Origin of the sequence: Morganella sp. Je.2.23, from assembly GCF_051129855.1 — a bacterium.
Classification (GTDB): domain Bacteria; phylum Pseudomonadota; class Gammaproteobacteria; order Enterobacterales; family Enterobacteriaceae; genus Morganella; species Morganella sibonii.
The window spans coordinates 211,963-226,822 of sequence record NZ_JBCPSQ010000006.1; the positions used below are offsets into that span (position 1 = coordinate 211,963).

At 49.4% G+C, this 14,860-nt stretch carries 14 protein-coding genes; 9 read left to right on the forward strand and 5 right to left on the reverse strand.

Annotated features, from left to right (window positions below; genetic code table 11):
- Positions 1-1,254: 1,254 nt before the first annotated feature.
- From AAZR23_RS17490 to AAZR23_RS17505, 4 genes are all read left to right on the forward strand, one after another.
- The gene (locus AAZR23_RS17490; protein WP_166708702.1) at positions 1,255-2,052 is read left to right on the forward strand and encodes a DUF3100 domain-containing protein; all 798 of its coding nucleotides are present in this window, start codon (positions 1,255-1,257) and stop codon (positions 2,050-2,052) included.
- Between the two features lie 2 nt (positions 2,053-2,054).
- Complete coding sequence (locus AAZR23_RS17495; RefSeq protein ID WP_046894338.1) at positions 2,055-2,531, forward strand: hypothetical protein; 477 nt, start codon at positions 2,055-2,057, stop codon at positions 2,529-2,531.
- A 19-nt stretch (positions 2,532-2,550) separates the two neighbouring features.
- The gene (locus AAZR23_RS17500; RefSeq protein WP_166708701.1) at positions 2,551-3,876 is read left to right on the forward strand and encodes an amidohydrolase; all 1,326 of its coding nucleotides are present in this window, start codon (positions 2,551-2,553) and stop codon (positions 3,874-3,876) included.
- Between the two features lie 133 nt (positions 3,877-4,009).
- Positions 4,010-4,882: a DUF3289 family protein gene (locus AAZR23_RS17505; RefSeq protein ID WP_434694060.1), complete on the forward strand. Its 873-nt coding sequence runs from the start codon at positions 4,010-4,012 to the stop codon at positions 4,880-4,882.
- Between the two features lie 41 nt (positions 4,883-4,923).
- On the opposite strand, the gene AAZR23_RS17510 is transcribed toward AAZR23_RS17505, so the two are convergent.
- Positions 4,924-5,400 carry a GNAT family N-acetyltransferase gene (locus AAZR23_RS17510; protein ID WP_370528735.1) on the reverse strand — a complete coding sequence of 159 codons (477 nt, stop codon included), beginning with the start codon at positions 5,398-5,400 and terminating at the stop codon, positions 4,924-4,926.
- A gap of 141 nt (positions 5,401-5,541) precedes the next feature.
- Here AAZR23_RS17510 and AAZR23_RS17515 point away from each other — a divergent pair, with 141 nt between their 5' ends.
- Positions 5,542-7,029 carry a PLP-dependent aminotransferase family protein gene (locus AAZR23_RS17515; protein WP_218426856.1) on the forward strand — a complete coding sequence of 496 codons (1,488 nt, stop codon included), beginning with the start codon at positions 5,542-5,544 and terminating at the stop codon, positions 7,027-7,029.
- Here the strand turns inward: AAZR23_RS17515 and AAZR23_RS17520 are convergent.
- Positions 7,026-7,808, reverse strand: a complete 783-nt coding sequence (locus tag AAZR23_RS17520; protein WP_218426854.1) for a sulfite exporter TauE/SafE family protein — start codon at positions 7,806-7,808, stop codon at positions 7,026-7,028. The two genes, AAZR23_RS17515 and AAZR23_RS17520, sit on opposite strands and share 4 nt — an antisense overlap.
- A gap of 149 nt (positions 7,809-7,957) precedes the next feature.
- Here AAZR23_RS17520 and AAZR23_RS17525 point away from each other — a divergent pair, with 149 nt between their 5' ends.
- Positions 7,958-8,947: a hypothetical protein gene (locus AAZR23_RS17525; RefSeq protein WP_434694065.1), complete on the forward strand. Its 990-nt coding sequence runs from the start codon at positions 7,958-7,960 to the stop codon at positions 8,945-8,947.
- Between the two features lie 44 nt (positions 8,948-8,991).
- Here AAZR23_RS17525 and AAZR23_RS17530 read toward each other — a convergent pair whose 3' ends face one another.
- Positions 8,992-10,476, reverse strand: a complete 1,485-nt coding sequence (locus tag AAZR23_RS17530; RefSeq protein WP_046894344.1) for an aldehyde dehydrogenase family protein — start codon at positions 10,474-10,476, stop codon at positions 8,992-8,994.
- A 285-nt stretch (positions 10,477-10,761) separates the two neighbouring features.
- On the opposite strand from AAZR23_RS17530, the gene AAZR23_RS17535 reads away from it, so the two are divergent.
- Positions 10,762-11,091 (forward strand): type II toxin-antitoxin system RelE/ParE family toxin, encoded by a 330-nt coding sequence (locus tag AAZR23_RS17535; RefSeq protein WP_166708695.1) that lies wholly within the window; start codon positions 10,762-10,764, stop codon positions 11,089-11,091.
- Positions 11,088-11,405, forward strand: a complete 318-nt coding sequence (locus AAZR23_RS17540; protein WP_166708694.1) for a helix-turn-helix domain-containing protein — start codon at positions 11,088-11,090, stop codon at positions 11,403-11,405. Before AAZR23_RS17535 ends, AAZR23_RS17540 begins: the two co-directional genes overlap by 4 nt.
- 22 nt (positions 11,406-11,427) lie before the next feature.
- On the opposite strand, the gene AAZR23_RS17545 is transcribed toward AAZR23_RS17540, so the two are convergent.
- Positions 11,428-12,060: a LysE family translocator gene (locus tag AAZR23_RS17545; RefSeq protein WP_434694070.1), complete on the reverse strand. Its 633-nt coding sequence runs from the start codon at positions 12,058-12,060 to the stop codon at positions 11,428-11,430.
- A 56-nt stretch (positions 12,061-12,116) separates the two neighbouring features.
- Positions 12,117-12,749: a metal-dependent hydrolase gene (locus AAZR23_RS17550; protein ID WP_434694071.1), complete on the reverse strand. Its 633-nt coding sequence runs from the start codon at positions 12,747-12,749 to the stop codon at positions 12,117-12,119.
- Between the two features lie 100 nt (positions 12,750-12,849).
- Here AAZR23_RS17550 and AAZR23_RS17555 point away from each other — a divergent pair, with 100 nt between their 5' ends.
- Positions 12,850-13,761, forward strand: a complete 912-nt coding sequence (locus AAZR23_RS17555; protein ID WP_434694074.1) for a LysR family transcriptional regulator — start codon at positions 12,850-12,852, stop codon at positions 13,759-13,761.
- Positions 13,762-14,860: the final 1,099 nt, after the last annotated feature.

A 14,860-nucleotide genomic window follows, 5' to 3' on the forward strand; every position in this document is an offset into this window, starting at 1 on the left:
ACGCATCACCTTTTATGTATATTTGATTAAGTTATATTTACAGTGATAAAGTTCATTTAGTTGACATGTTGACCTACGTTTAACTACGGTTAGTAATCTTAATATGCTCATATTCGGATATAGTCACTATTTACAAAACGTGTTTGATTTTAATCAAATACAAAAGTGATTAGTTTTAGTGGTTAGTTTTATATTAATAATTAATAACAGGTGGTAGTTGGCTGTTATCAGAAACAGATAATCCAGTTTTATTTACTATTTTTGAGTTTTGTGATGCTGGTCATATGTCATACTCACCCTGAGACGACTGTTTTTTCTGTCTCTGGTCATATTACAGTATACATCACAGTTAAGTAAATTTTACTTATTCACTATTGGCATTGATATACCGGAATACTCTCATAGTGATGTGTTTTTTAAGTAATTATGTGTGAGCGAGAGCAAAATATTTTTGAGACAGGATGACACAGATTCCATTCAAAAAAATAAAATCACAATATCGTAACAATTTAGTAATGAAAATCCGCTAATCTGATATCGGCCTGCCACCTTTTCCTGAATTTCCTTCTGTTGCCGGAAAGACAGCCATCCGTGGTGTGTCAGTTGCGAAACCCATTCTGTACAGCACTGTTTCCCGGATTTCAGCTCAGAGAACCAGAAAAATAGTCAATATTGTGACCTCTGTCGATATTGATGAAATAGTGTGATCTATATCTGATTTATTCATGTTCTCTGCCACAACGGCCATTTTTTCCCGGTAGTCAATTATTTTGTCATAACGGTTATAGGTAGGCAGAATAAGATGTTCACGGCCGGTCTGATTGAATAAATTCAGTATTAAAACAGGGTTTTCATTATTATATAAAATCATTCTCATTAAAATAATCATGATGAAGAATTAAAAAAACAGGGTCTGGTTCACATTATTGGTTTATTTGAGAATCACTATTTTTATTTTAATAAAAACCAAGCACACTTATCGAATAATATTTTTTACAAAATTATATCATTTTGTATCTCATTGAAAACAGTGTAATTTTATATTAATTGGTAACCCGAAATAAGTGTCAGAGACAGGGTTAATTAATAAATATTAATTTATCAATTTATAGCATGCCTAAAAGGCATGGCTGAGGAATTTTCGGAATATTGTCAGGAAAACAGTCCCGCGGGTAGTATGAATATGGAAAGGGTACGTTTTTATATAAATACACATGAGTAATTCTCAATAACAATTCCTATAAAGGTAACACTATGGATATATTAAAAGATAGTAAGTTGCTTTTGGTCAGCTTATTTATCATTCTTCTTGCGGAAGCGATAGGGCAAATTAAAATCAGTCTGGTGATGGTTTTTCCGATGCTCTACTCCATGCTGATGGGTGGTATTATCAGTTTTCCGAAATTTAAAATCCTCAACGAAAAGAACATGGCACATGCGACCTCTATCATGAGTGTGGCACTGGTGATCCTGATCGCCAAGCTGAGTACTTCCGTCGGGGCATCCTGGGAAAAAATCATTCAGGCCGGCGGTGCGCTGGTTCTGCAGGAAGTGGGCCATTTTATCGGTACCATCATGCTGGGTCTGCCGCTGGCTATCATGTTAGGTATGGGCCGTGAAGCGGTTGGTGCCACCTACTCTGTCGGCCGTGAGCCGAACATCGCTATCATCGAAGCCAAATACGGCTTAAGTTCACCGGAAGGCCGTGGTGTGATGGCAATGTACATCTGCGGTACGCTGTACGGCGCTGTCTGGATGGGTATCCTTGCGAGTGTGATCGCCGGTCTGGATATTCTCAGTCCGCTCGCCCTGGCGATGGGGGCAGGGGTCGGCAGCGGATCTATGCTGGCGGCAGCGGTTGCACCTCTGCTGGAGCTCTACCCTGATCAGGCGGCGGATATTCAGGCGTTCTCGTCTTCCGCGAACCTGATGTCTTCCGTGTTAGGTCTGTACATCTATATCTTCTTCTCCTTACCGTTTGCGTCTTACCTGTACAACAAATTTAAAGGAAAACGCGCAACGGCGACTGCGGATACTAATAAGGATAATTAATCATGAAAAAGATGACAGAAATAGCCGTAATCCTGGTTCTGGTGGTGTTCTTTACCGCACTTGGTGATGCCGTCGGCGGGTCAATGTACGGCCGCGGTGAATTCGGACAGGTGTTCAGCGATACGCTGCTGGCCATGGCTCTGCTGGGCGGAATGTCTTTCGCGGCGTACCTGATTGCGATGATCCCGCCGTTAGGCAAACTGCCGGTAATCTTCTGGGTTTCCCTGATTGCTGCCGGTCTGTGTTCACCGCTGTTCCCGTATGACAAAGAAATGATTGCTATGACCGGTAAAGTCTCTATCGCGGTTATCAGTACCACCGTACTGGCTTTCGCGGGTCTTTCACTGGGTAAAGATATCGATAAATTCAAAGCGATTTCATGGCGCATTATCCCGGTCTCACTGGCCGTGTTCTCAGGGACATTCTTATTTGCCGCACTTATCGGCCAACTGACGCTCTCATGGAGTGGCGTTATCTGATCAGAGGGGAATATTCAGCATGACAATGACCAAAGAGCAACTGAAAGCCAAAGTCTGCGAAGCGATTGCCGCCCGCAAAGGTGACATTAAAAAACTGGCAGAGAATATCTGGGCAGAGCCTGAGCTGGGTTATAAAGAAACCCGCACAGCGAAGAAAGTCGAAGCAGCCTTTGATGCACTGGGCGTCAGCTACCGTAATCAGCTGGCTCTCACCGGCATCAAGGCCCGTCTGAAAGGCGGAAAAGGCAGTAAACGCAGTATCGCGGTGATCGGTGAGCTGGATGCGATTATCTGTGCTGAACACCCTGATGCGGATGACCAGACCGGCGCGGCTCACTGCTGCGGTCACAATGCGCAGATCGCCAATATGATGGCGGTCACTATGGGTCTGATTGATTCCGGGGCAATGGACTATCTGGCGGGGGACGTCGTGCCCTTCGCCGTTCCGGCTGAGGAATATGTTGAGCTGGCCTATCGTAACAAGCTGATCGAACAGGGTAAAATCAGTTATATCGGCGGTAAGCCGGAGCTGATTTCCCTCGGTGAGTTTGATGATGTCGATATGGCACTGCAAATCCACCTGACCAGCGTTAAGCCTGAGCGTGATAACGGGTTTATTGAAATCTCCACCACCACCAACGGCTTTATCGGCAAGCTGATTAATTATAAAGGCAAACCGGCACATGCGGCGGCGGCACCGCATATGGGGATTAACGCCCTGAACGCGGCAATGATGGGGATCATGGGTGTAAATGCTATCCGTGAAACCTTTCAGGAGAAAGATTATATCCGTTTCCACCCGATCATCACCCAGGGCGGTGATCTGGTCAACGTGACCCCGAGTGATGTGCGCATGGAAAGTTATGTCCGTGCCTCAAACGTACCGGCCATGATTGACGCCAACGAGCGCATTACCCGTGCGCTGGTGGCGGGCGCCATGTCTGTCGGTGCCGAAGTGGAAGTGAAAGATTTACCGGGCTATCTGCCGCTGTATAACAACGCGGTGCTGAATGATCTGTTACAGCAGAATGCGGAAGGTCTGATTGGTGATGAAAATGTCTGGGTTGCCGAGCATATGACCGGCAGCACTGATACCGGGGATCTGTCCCACATCATGCCGGTCAGTCATCCGTGGATTGGTTCAGTACGCGGCGGGCTGCACGGCAAAGATTATGTCGTTTTTGATGACGATATGGCCTATATCCGTCCGGCTCAGATGATGGCAATGACGATTATTGATTTGCTGTTTGATGACGCAGCCGGTGCAGAAGATCTGCTGGCACAGTATAAGCCGCTGATGAGTAAAGAAGAGTACCTCTCGTTTATCAGTTCCTTTAAGAACTGATCATCCCCCTGAAGGCCCGGAAACGGGCCTTTTTTTATCTCTTTCGCTTTCAGAATGACGGCAAAGATCTTTCCGGCCGCTGATGATAAAATAACCGCTGCATAACGTGATGCAGAGATTATTCAGGGACAGAATGACAACTTTATCATTTCCGTTATTAATCTGTCAGTCACAGCGCCGCAGGGATGATTACCGTCCGGATGATATGCGTTGCGGTGATTTTGACTTACTTCAGCTTCGTGATCTGTTGCGGCTGCATGATGTCTCCTCACAGGTCGACCCCTGGACCATGCAGAAAGCGGAAGCAGCGTCAGGCAGCCATCCTCAGCTGATGGGGCGTGATTACACGCCGCAGGTTTTTAACCTCGGGGCGAAAGCAGTCAGCCGGATATTGTTTGATGAAATGCGGCAGTTATCTTCACAGTTTTCCTGGTCCGGTGGTTATCCGGGCGTGCTGAAAAAGCTGATTACGCATATGCAGAATGCGGATGGCCGGCCGTATCGTGATCGCGCACTGGATTATGCTTTCCGGGATAATATCCTGGATCAGGATGCGCTCAATCCGTTACAGGGGGCGGTGAAAAAAATCATTACCGCACAGATTGACTGGCAGGCGGGGAAACTCTGTGAGGATGCTGATTTGGTGAACAGTCTCCGGGAAGGGCTGAATAAAACGCTGTTTCCGGCTTATAACCGCTGGCAGGATCTGAAAAAGCGCACGCCGGTGATATTCAATGATACCTGGGCGACAGAAGTCACCCTTGATTTCCTTCACATTAAAAATAATCACTTCACCGCACAACTGAGTTATCAGCTTCAGGGGCATTTTGGTCTGAGTACCGCGGATATGAAACGCTTCTGTGACAGCTCCCGTTTTTTCCGGATCTGGTATGTGCTGCAGCGCTATAAGAAATTTGCGTTTAAACCGTTTGTTATCAATATCAAAGCCACCACGGAAATCAAAGGAAAAGCGCCGGGCAGCAGGACAGAAAAGAAAGAAAACTAAAAAAGACCCGCAGAGGGTCTTTTTAGCGGATATTACCGCTGTTATTTCAGCGGCATAATATATTCGATAGCGCCGGATTTATTCGCCACCCAGTCATACAGACGCTGACCACGGGTATTGTCTTTGTGGGTGTGCCAGTAGAGACGGCCGCACGGGCGGGCCAGCGCCTGCTGCTGTACAAACTCAATCAGCTGTTTTCCGATATGCTGGCCGCGCAGCGACGGATCCACGTACAGATCTTCCAGATAACAGAACTCTTTTTCTGCCCAGGTTGAACGATGATAAAGATAATGCACAAACCCGGCGACTTTACCGTCCAGCCGTGCCACGGCGCAAAACACCGGTTCTTTTTCATCAAAGAAACGTGACCAGCTGGTCAGGGTGACGTCTTCCGGAAAGCTGACCTTATAAAATTCCTGATAAGCCAGCCAGTGCGGCAGCCAGCCCGCATAATCATTCTGTGTGGCAGGCGCCACTGTCACCAGATCCAGAGCGGATGATGTCATTGTATTATTCATGGTGTTTCCCTCATTATTCTGCATTCTGCTGTTGTGAAGAAAACGCGCGTTTTCCGTGATGTGAAGAGTACGTGTTATTTTGGTTCTTTATAAGATACACTTTTTGTATTTTTAACAGATCCACTTTTCAGGCAGATCACAATGCGAAAATCCGGCGCGGCAGCCTTCCCCGAATTACTGACCGGTAACGGGATCATCAAAGATCAGGTGTATCATGCTCTGCGTGAGGCGATCCTCAGCGGCCGCCTGCATGCGGGCAGCAAAGTGCCGTCCGGGCGTGCACTGGCAGAGATGATGGGGATTTCCCGTAACTCGGTGATTGCCGGGTTTGAGCGGTTGCAGGATGAGGGGTATCTCATTACCCGGCGCGGTGCGGGCACATTTGTGGCGGATAATCTGCCGGATCACGCCATCAGCGGGCCGGTGTCTTCCCCGGCGGATACGGCCGGAGAGCAAATAACCGCGAATATCAGCCCGCTGACAGAAGAGCTGCGGTCACAGCGTATTTCATCCGGGGTGCCATCTGATGCGCTGTTTATGGTCGGCACCGGATGTGTGGATCTGTTTCCGCATGATGTCTGGGGACGGCTGCTCGGTCGCGTCTGGCGTCAGTCCCGTTATGCGCTGCATGCGCACAGTGAGCCGCACGGCTACCCGCCGCTGCGCCGGGCAATCTGTCATTATGTCCGTGCCACCCGGGGATTGCAGTGCGATGAAGATCAGATCCTGATAGTGAACGGCACCCAGCAGGCGATTAATCTGACGGTACAGACACTATTACAGCCCGGGGATGAAGTCTGGCTCGATGACCCCGGTTATGACGGCGCGCGTGGCGCATTTTTATCACAGCGGCTGATCGTACGCCCGGTCCGGACGGATGAAGAGGGTATGGATGTGTATGACGGCCTGCGCCGCTGGCCGGATGCAAAACTGGTTTTTACTGCACCGTCGCATCAGTTTCCGTCGGGCGGCACACTCAGCCTGGCCCGGCGCTCAGCGCTGCTGTCGTGGGCGGCGAAGCACCATGTCTGGATCCTGGAGGATGATTATAACGGTGAGTTCCGTTATGCAGATCGCCCGCTTCAGGCATTGCAGGGACTGGACAGGCATCAGCGGGTCATTTATGCAGGCACCTTCTCCAAAATGCTTTATCCCGCTTTCCGGCTGGGATTTCTGGTGGTACCGAAAGCCCTGATCCCGGCGTTTGAGGTGACAAAATACTATGCGGATACCGGCTGCGGTTATCTGGAACAGGCCACACTGGCCCGGTTTATTAATGAAGGACATTATGCGCGCCATGTCCGCCGGGTGCGCAAAGCCTGTTATGAACGGCGGCAGGCGGTGACGGATGCAATCAATCACTATCTTCCCGCATTGCTGGATATTGTGCCGAGTGATTCGGGTATCCACCTGCTGTGCCGGATGAAAAACGGTGTTCCGGCACAAACGGTGATTCAGGCCGGACGTCAGTGTGCGATGGGGATGCAGCCGTTATCGCGTTACTGCCGCCCGGATGCACAGCAGGAGGGGGTTCTGTTCGGATTTGCCGCTTATCCGGCAGAGAAACTTACTGACGGCATCCGCCGCCTGGCCGGAATGCTGCGGGCACAGGGTGTGGTGACGGTTTAGAACAGATTCAGCATCATCATCACGGCACTGCACAGGATCAGAATCAGTGTGGCGTACTGAAAAGCACGATCCGGCATGCGGGTAAGCAGTATTTTGGTCAGCGGCATGCTGAGCAGTGAGCCGGCAAACAGCCACAACGCCAGGCGGACATCGGTATGCCCGTCCTGCATATAAGCAATAGCGGAAGAGGCGGAGAGCAGGGTGGTGACAAAAATCGAAGTACCGATTGCCTGACGGATATCCATCCTCGCATAACGCAGCAGCATCGGCAGAACCACAATGCCGCCGCCGACACCGGTTGCCCCCAGCACCACACCGGCGGTGATCCCCGGCAGCAGCAACTCCCGCACTGACATGGGTGTTTCAGCCGTATCCGCCGGTAATGGCGGCGGGAAAAACATCCGCTGAATAAACAGCCACAGTGAAAACAGAATGGCGGCCACCACCAGCAGATTAATACTTTTTTCTGTCAGAGCCTGCCAGGCCGGCACCGAGGCAAGCCATGTCACCAGCAGGCTGGCGCCGAAAGTGGCGGGCAGCATAATCCCCAGCACAATCATGGCACGCCGGAGCGGAATATTACCGAGCTTATAGTGCAGCCAGGAAGAGGTGATTTTCATCAGCCCGGAGAGAAGATTGGCGGTGGCGACAGCCATCAGGGCATTCATTCCGTAGAGATACGTGAGGATTGGCAGCACTATCACCCCGCCGCCGACACCGGTGGTGCTGATAATCAGCCCGGTTACGGCACCCGTGATCAGTGTGGTGATAATCGCCATTGTTTTTTTCCCTGAGCCGGAACAAACAGGGGAGTTATCATACCGTATGGCGGGCGGATTAATACACTTAAGGATAATTCCGGTCAGGATTTTTCGTTTTTTGCGCTATGATCCCCGTGTATTTCCGGTGATTAACTAAAGGATGAGTCATGAAAAGGGGTGTTATTTTATCTGTAATAATTGCATTACTGGCCGGATGTAAGGAAACCCCGCCGGCGTCACCGGACGGTTATTATGTGATTGATGCTATTACTGTCACTTATGATAACCCTAAGGATAATGCACCTGAAAACAGTGATCCGGATAAAAATGTCAAAGCCGCTATCCGCGATACCATGGTCAGCCTGAAAGACACGACATTCTTTTATTTTGAGCCGGACCGCGTCATTGTGGATAACAGCGGCAACCGTTTTGACAGTGAAATCCGCGGTAATACCTTTGATCTGAACGATATACAGACGACCTGGACATCGCCCGATAACGGACAAACCGTGTATCTGACCACAGAAAAAGAAGGGGCATGCGGATTTTTTAACTGCGAAATGAAAATGACGCTTTCCCGTGCCGACTACACGTCAGAAAAACTGGCTGGTATGAAAGCGGTATCTGACGCCAGAGCATCTTCTTATGAAGCGTATCTGGAGACACAGCGCCAATATTACAGACAACACGGTTTTCCGCCGGTTTCCGGTGACGCCGTCAGAATGACAAAAAATATCTCAGTGACCCTGCCGGAAATGATGGCTGTTAATCTGAAAAAACAGGAAGACGGCGACTATGTCCGGGATATCGGCGGCGTTCATATTGAAAGTGATGATAATACGGAGATTTACCGCTTCCGCGATCCGCTCAGTGACGCGGAAGGACGCATCCTCCTGGTGAAAATGCCGAAATACCGCTGGCGGTTTGATGAATGGCTGAATCAGCAGAAAGGTATTGTCTATCAGGAAGAAAACGGGGCGATTTATTACAACCGGTGGGGTAAACCGGAATGTACCTATTTCCGTTATGATCATAATGAACGGCGCTATGTGATTATTGTTGCGGAAACGGCCGATCAGACGATGATGCGACGAATGTACAGTATTGCGCGATCTGCCGGGAAAAATCCGCCATCGGAAGCGAAAAGCAGTCAGTAAATAAAAAAATGCCCGGCACAGCCGGGCATTTTCATAATGAGGAATTATGATTCTTTGGTGCTGATATAGATGTTTTTCACTTCGGTATACGCATCCAGCATCATTTTATGGGTTTCCCGCCCCAGCCCGGAGTTTTTATATCCCCCGAACGGGGCATGCGCAGGCAGCTCATGGTAGGTATTGACCCACATCCGGCCGGTTCTGACCGCTTTCGCCACACGCAGTGCACGGTTGATATCCTGTGTCCAGACCGCACCACCCAGCCCGTATTCGGAATCATTTGCCATCGCGACAACTTCATCCTCATCACTGAACGGGATCACCACCAGGACCGGCCCGAAAATTTCTTCGCGGGCAACCCGCATCTGGTTGGTGACATTGGTGATGATGGTCGGCTTCATAAAGAATCCGGCATCCAGCCCGTCACTGGTCAGACGCTCACCGCCGGTCAGGATGGTGGCACCCTCTTTTTTCGCCAGTTCCACATAGCTGAGGATAGTATCGAGCTGTCCCTGACTGACCTGGCTGCCCATTTGGGTGTCTTTCGCCATCGGATCACCGACTTTGACAGATTCAAAACGGGCTTTCAGTTTCTTCAGGAATTCATCATGGATATCTTTATGCAGGAACAGGCGTGAACCGGATTCACAAGCCTGACCCTGGTTCATCAGAATCGCGATCGCTGCATATTTGACCGCTTTTTCCATATTGGCATCCGGGAACACGATATTGGCGGATTTACCGCCCAGTTCCAGAGTGGCCGGGATCAGTTTTTTCGCCGCGGCTTCGGCAACGGTATAACCGACGCTGGTGGAGCCGGTGAAAGCCACTTTATCCACATCCGGATGGTCAAGAATAGCCTGGCCGACCACGGAACCGCGACCGGTAACAATATTAATGACACCGGCAGGCAGCACATCATTCATGATGCGGCCCAGTTCCAGCAGGGTCAGCGGCGTCAGGCTGGCCGGGTTGATCACCACGGTATCTCCGGCTGCAATGACCGGAGCCAGTTTCCAGGCGGCCATCAGCAGCGGGAAGTTCCACGGAATAATCTGGCCGACAACGCCGATAGGCTCGCGGATCACCAGACTCAGGGTGTTTTCATCCAGCACATCGGCCTGGTCGGAATGGGCGCGGATAGCCCCTGCAAAATAGCGGAAATGGTCGATGGCAGCCGGTAAATCGATAGAAATGGCTTCATTGTAAGGCTTGCCGTTATCGAGGGATTCCAGTGTGGCGAAGCGCTCTTTTTCCGCTTCCAGGCGATCGGCAATTTTCAGTAACAGTTGCTGACGTTCAGCGGGGGAGGTGTGGCGCCAGGTTTCAAAGGTTTTTTTGGCGGCGGCCACTGCGGTATTCACATCCTGCGCTGTACCGGCCGGGTAATCCGCTAATAATTCACCGGTGGCAGGGTTAAATGTCTGGCTTTTGGCGTGATCGCTGCTTTCGGTCCACTGACCGTTAATCAGCATTTTGTAGGATGGCTGAGGACGCAGAGCCTGTTCTATATCTTTCAACTTAATCATTATCTTCTCCGTTCTGTCCGGGTGACTGATGAGTGCCGGGACGGCCTCATCGGTACAACAAGGCATAAATACCCTGAAGCGTAGCTGACAAGTATTTATTAACGTCCTTAAACATTACCATATCAACCTGTTAACGTGGCAATGAATTTGGCTATAACTGCAAAAGGCAGCATTAATTACCAAATTTATTTTTTGCCATGTTAAATGAAGTTATGGTATACAGTAATCATATTTGATTACATTTGATGCGGGCGATAAACTGAAAAGAAAACATTGGGATGAAGGATGTTTGAACTTTCAGTGATTAAGGCAGCAGAAAAAGAGATCATGAAGCTGCCTGCAGGACTTAAAGCTGAGATGCTGACAGGGCTTGAAACCTTGCGCAAATATGGTGTGTTTCTGAAAGAACCGGTTGTCCGTGACCTTCATCGTGACGGGCTGAAGGAGCTGAGGATCCGTTCTCATGAAGGGTGTGCCAGAGGGATTTTCTTTTTCTGCCGGGGCAACCATATAATTATTGTGCATGTCTTTCAGAAAAAAACGCAGAAAACACCAAAGCAGGTGTTAGAGTTAGCAAATGAGAGAATGAAGGAAGTGATAAGGAGGCTGAAATGAATCGTAATGATGACTATGATTTAGTCCCTTTCGAAGAGCTGAAGAATAAATTACTTAAAGATCCTGAAGTCACTGATGCATTGGATGAAATTCAGGCACGAAAAGTATTGCTGGATACATTAAAAGCCGCAAGAAAAGCCCGGAAAATTACCCAGGCTGAAGTGGCTGAAAAAATGGCGACGCAAAAACAGAATATTTCCCGCCTGGAAAAAGGGGATTATGATCCGCAACTGGGAACATTGATTCGTTATGCAGATGCCATTGGCGGCCGGTTGTATTTTGATTTTCTGCCCGTGATTTCAGAGCCTGCCTGATAATACCGGCGTTATTCTGCCGTTATACCGCCAGCAAAAGGCGTCCGGCAAACAGCAGCAGAACGGCACCGATTACATTATCGAACAACCGGCTGTGTGCGAGGAAACGTTCGCGGATACGCTGGTGCGAAAACAGCACGGAGACGGCCATAAACCAGGCCGCATTCACGCCGCACATCCACACGCCGTAGAATAATTTTACGGATACCGGGGTGGACGGGCTGACCAGTGTGGTGAATATCGCCAGGAAAAAGAGCATGGCTTTCGGGTTAGTGGCGTTGGTCAGAAATCCCATCCAAAATGCCTTTCCGGCTGTTTGTGCCGGGCCGGGGTTATCCGGTGTGATCGTGGTTGTCACCCCTTTGCTGCGCAGAAACTGAATGCCCAGCCAGATAAGATAAGCCGCACCAATATATTTTGCCGTATCCATCAGCCACGGCGTGGCCTGCATCAGCGCTGTCACGCCAATCAGTGTGTACACCACATGAACAGAAATCCCGGCACCGATACCGAGTGCTGTCATCAGCCCGGCTTTGCGCCCGTGGTAAATGCTCTGGCGCAGGGTCACGGCAAAGTCAGGCCCGGGAGAGACGACAATGAAAAAATGGACGAGCGCAAGCGCCAGAAATTCACTCTGGTTAAACAGATTCATCATAACCTCATCAGGTCAGCAGGGGCGGCGGATGTACCGCCGCAGAGAGACAGACTCCGTCAGATGACGTCGTACTGAACGGACAGAATACCCTTTTTGGTTTTCAGGGATTTCAGCACCAGTGTGCCGATTTCACCGAGTGACTGCACATGCGTGCCGCCGCAGGGGTAAGGTTCAAAACCCGCAAACCGGATCTGAAACATGCCATCGTCATCCTGATAGTGATAACAGGGATGATCGGCATCGATCAGCGCCTGACAGTAACGGCGGACATCTTCCGGCTCAATAATCACCGGGGAGCCCGCAGGGATATACTGTATCCGCCCCTCATCCGGCCAGTGATGTCCTTTGGTCGGTTTCCAGCCGAACGTTTCCATGACATGAGAGAGCAGGTGCCCGCCGGTATGCAGCCGTGAGTGCAGCTGACGTTTTTCCGCATCGACATTCATCTGAACTTCACCGGGGGCGACCGGGATATCGGTGTAGTGAATGATACCTTCCGGTATAAATGCCGTGTGAATAACGGTGGCGTCACCGAGTGTGCCGGTATCTCCGGGCTGGCCGCCGCCCTGCGGGTGAAACAGGGTTTTATCCAGGATAACCGCATAGCGTCCGTCTTCTGCCGGACGGCATTCCAGGACAGTGGCGGTGCCCTGTAAGGCGCGGCTGGTCAGGTAGCATTTTTCTGTCATGGTGATGTGTGCCTCATTATTATTGTACCGGGTTGTCTGTCATTGTATTGCAGGCACTGTCATATGATAATACGGCAAAAATGCAAAGGATTTATTCCCTGTGATCACAAATGAAACCCTCGCATTACTCGAAGAAATGGCGGTATTTGCCAAGGTGGTGGAAACCGGCAGTTTCTCGGAAGCAGCCCGGCAACTGGGGGCGACTCCTTCCGCGATCAGCCGTGCGGTTTCCCGGCTGGAGCGCGCGCTGAATACCCGTTTATTGCAGCGTACGACCCGCAAACTGCGGCTGAATGAGAGCGGCAAAGCGGTGTATCAGCATTGTCAGGCGCTGGTGAACTCCGCGGGCGCCGTGATGAGTGCCAGCGGGCAGTTCAGTGAAACACCTTCCGGTCTGGTGCGGCTGGGGGCTCCGAAAGCACTGGGGTATTTTATGGTGCATCCGTTTATCAATGAATTTCTCGCAATGCATTCCGGTGTGAATGTAATGCTGCGCCTGGAAGATCGCTATATGGATCTGATCGATGAGGAGATCGATCTCGCTATCCGTATTACCAATGAACCGCCGCCCGGGCTTATCGGCAAACGTCTGTTTACGGTCAGTCATATTTTATGTGCCACACCGCAGTATCTGGCAGAGCACGGTACGCCGTCCCATCCGCAGGAACTGAAAGAGCACAGCTGTTTGTTCCTCAGTGAGGAAGCCGCGGATACCCGCTGGCGCTTTCAGCAGGGAAGTAAAGTGGTATCTGTGAATGTGCACGGACGTTATTCATCAAACCACAGCGGCGTGCGGCTCGGCGGGGTGAAATCACATCTCGGGATTGGCGGACTGCCGGTGTTTACAGCGCGAAAATCGCTGGAAAGCGGGGAGATTGTGCAGGTTCTGCCTGACTGGACCTTTAAAACCCGTTACAGCGGGGATGCCTGGCTGTTGTATCCGCCGTCGCGTTATCAGCCGCCGCATATGATGGTGTTTATTGATTATCTGGTGAAAAAACTGCGGACATAAAAAAAGCGCCTTCAAAGGCGCTTTTTTTGTATCTGTCTGATAAATCAGAATGCTTTGCTGTATTTTGCAATGATAGCAGCAGCACGGCTCAGATTAGAGAAGAAAGTTTTGATACTTTTCATAATGAACTCCTGCTTGTGAATTAGGTTAGTAAGCTGTTTTGCTTCGATGGGGGTATGATACCAGTTTTGTGATGTGGGTCAACATTAAATTCAACTATTTTTTAATGATTACAAAATCATTTTAATAACAAAAAAGCAGTGAAAAATAGCAAATGTGAACATCACAACCGGGATAAAACAGCGCGTTTCTGCTGGTTGTGATTTACTGAATTGATTTTGCAGGAATTTTTATGAGAGGCGCTGATGTTGAAAATGTTAGCGGGGCGTTATGACGGCAGCAAAAGCAGGAATTTTGCCTCTGTGCCGGTAAACCGCTTCAACTTTTGTTGAAAGCCGGATCGCAGGCAATAAAAAAGCGCCCTGAGGGCGCTTTTCTTAAATCTGTCTGATAAATCAGAATGCTTTGCTGTATTTTGCAATGATAGCAGCAGCACGGGTCAGATTAGAGAAGAAAGTTTTGATACTTTTCATAATGAACTCCTGCTTGTGAATTAGGTTAGTAAGCTGTTTTGCTTCGATGGAGGTATGATACCATTTTTGTGATGTGGGTCAACATTAAATTCAACTATTTTTTAATGATTACAAAATCATTTTAATAACAAAAAAGCAGTGAAAAATAGCAAATATGAACATCACAACCGGGATAAAACAGCGCGTTTCTGCTGGTGGTGATTTACTGAGTTGATTTTGCAGCAATTTTTATGAGAAGCGCTGATGTTGAAAATGTTAGCGGGGCGTTACGCCAGCTGCGAAAGCAGGGATTTTGCCTCTGTACTGGTAAGCTGCTTCAACTTTTGTTTAAAGCCGGATCGCAGGCAATAAAAAAGCGCCCTCAGGGCGCTTTTCTTAAATCTGTCTGATAAATCAGAATGCTTTGCTGTATTTTGCAATGATAGCAGCAGCACGGCTCAGATTAGAGAAGAAAGTTTTGATACTTTTCATAATGAACTCCTGCTTGTGAATTAGGTTAGTAAGCT

Bases quoted from the DNA above. Each gene is read 5' to 3' on its own strand.
- AAZR23_RS17525 (WP_434694065.1), top strand. From the start codon at position 7,958: ATGAAAAGGGGTGTTATTTTATCTGTAATAATTGCATTACTGGCCGGA.
- AAZR23_RS17550 (WP_434694071.1), bottom strand. From the start codon at position 12,749: ATGACAGAAAAATGCTACCTGACCAGCCGCGCCTTACAGGGCACCGCC.
- AAZR23_RS17510 (WP_370528735.1), bottom strand. From the start codon at position 5,400: ATGAATAATACAATGACATCATCCGCTCTGGATCTGGTGACAGTGGCG.
- AAZR23_RS17505 (WP_434694060.1), top strand. From the start codon at position 4,010: ATGACAACTTTATCATTTCCGTTATTAATCTGTCAGTCACAGCGCCGC.
- AAZR23_RS17535 (WP_166708695.1), top strand. From the start codon at position 10,762: ATGTTTGAACTTTCAGTGATTAAGGCAGCAGAAAAAGAGATCATGAAG.
- AAZR23_RS17500 (WP_166708701.1), top strand. From the start codon at position 2,551: ATGACAATGACCAAAGAGCAACTGAAAGCCAAAGTCTGCGAAGCGATT.
- AAZR23_RS17520 (WP_218426854.1), bottom strand. From the start codon at position 7,808: ATGGCGATTATCACCACACTGATCACGGGTGCCGTAACCGGGCTGATT.
- AAZR23_RS17530 (WP_046894344.1), bottom strand. From the start codon at position 10,476: ATGATTAAGTTGAAAGATATAGAACAGGCTCTGCGTCCTCAGCCATCC.
- AAZR23_RS17515 (WP_218426856.1), top strand. From the start codon at position 5,542: ATGCGAAAATCCGGCGCGGCAGCCTTCCCCGAATTACTGACCGGTAAC.
- AAZR23_RS17545 (WP_434694070.1), bottom strand. From the start codon at position 12,060: ATGATGAATCTGTTTAACCAGAGTGAATTTCTGGCGCTTGCGCTCGTC.
- AAZR23_RS17540 (WP_166708694.1), top strand. From the start codon at position 11,088: ATGAATCGTAATGATGACTATGATTTAGTCCCTTTCGAAGAGCTGAAG.
- AAZR23_RS17490 (WP_166708702.1), top strand. From the start codon at position 1,255: ATGGATATATTAAAAGATAGTAAGTTGCTTTTGGTCAGCTTATTTATC.
- AAZR23_RS17495 (WP_046894338.1), top strand. From the start codon at position 2,055: ATGAAAAAGATGACAGAAATAGCCGTAATCCTGGTTCTGGTGGTGTTC.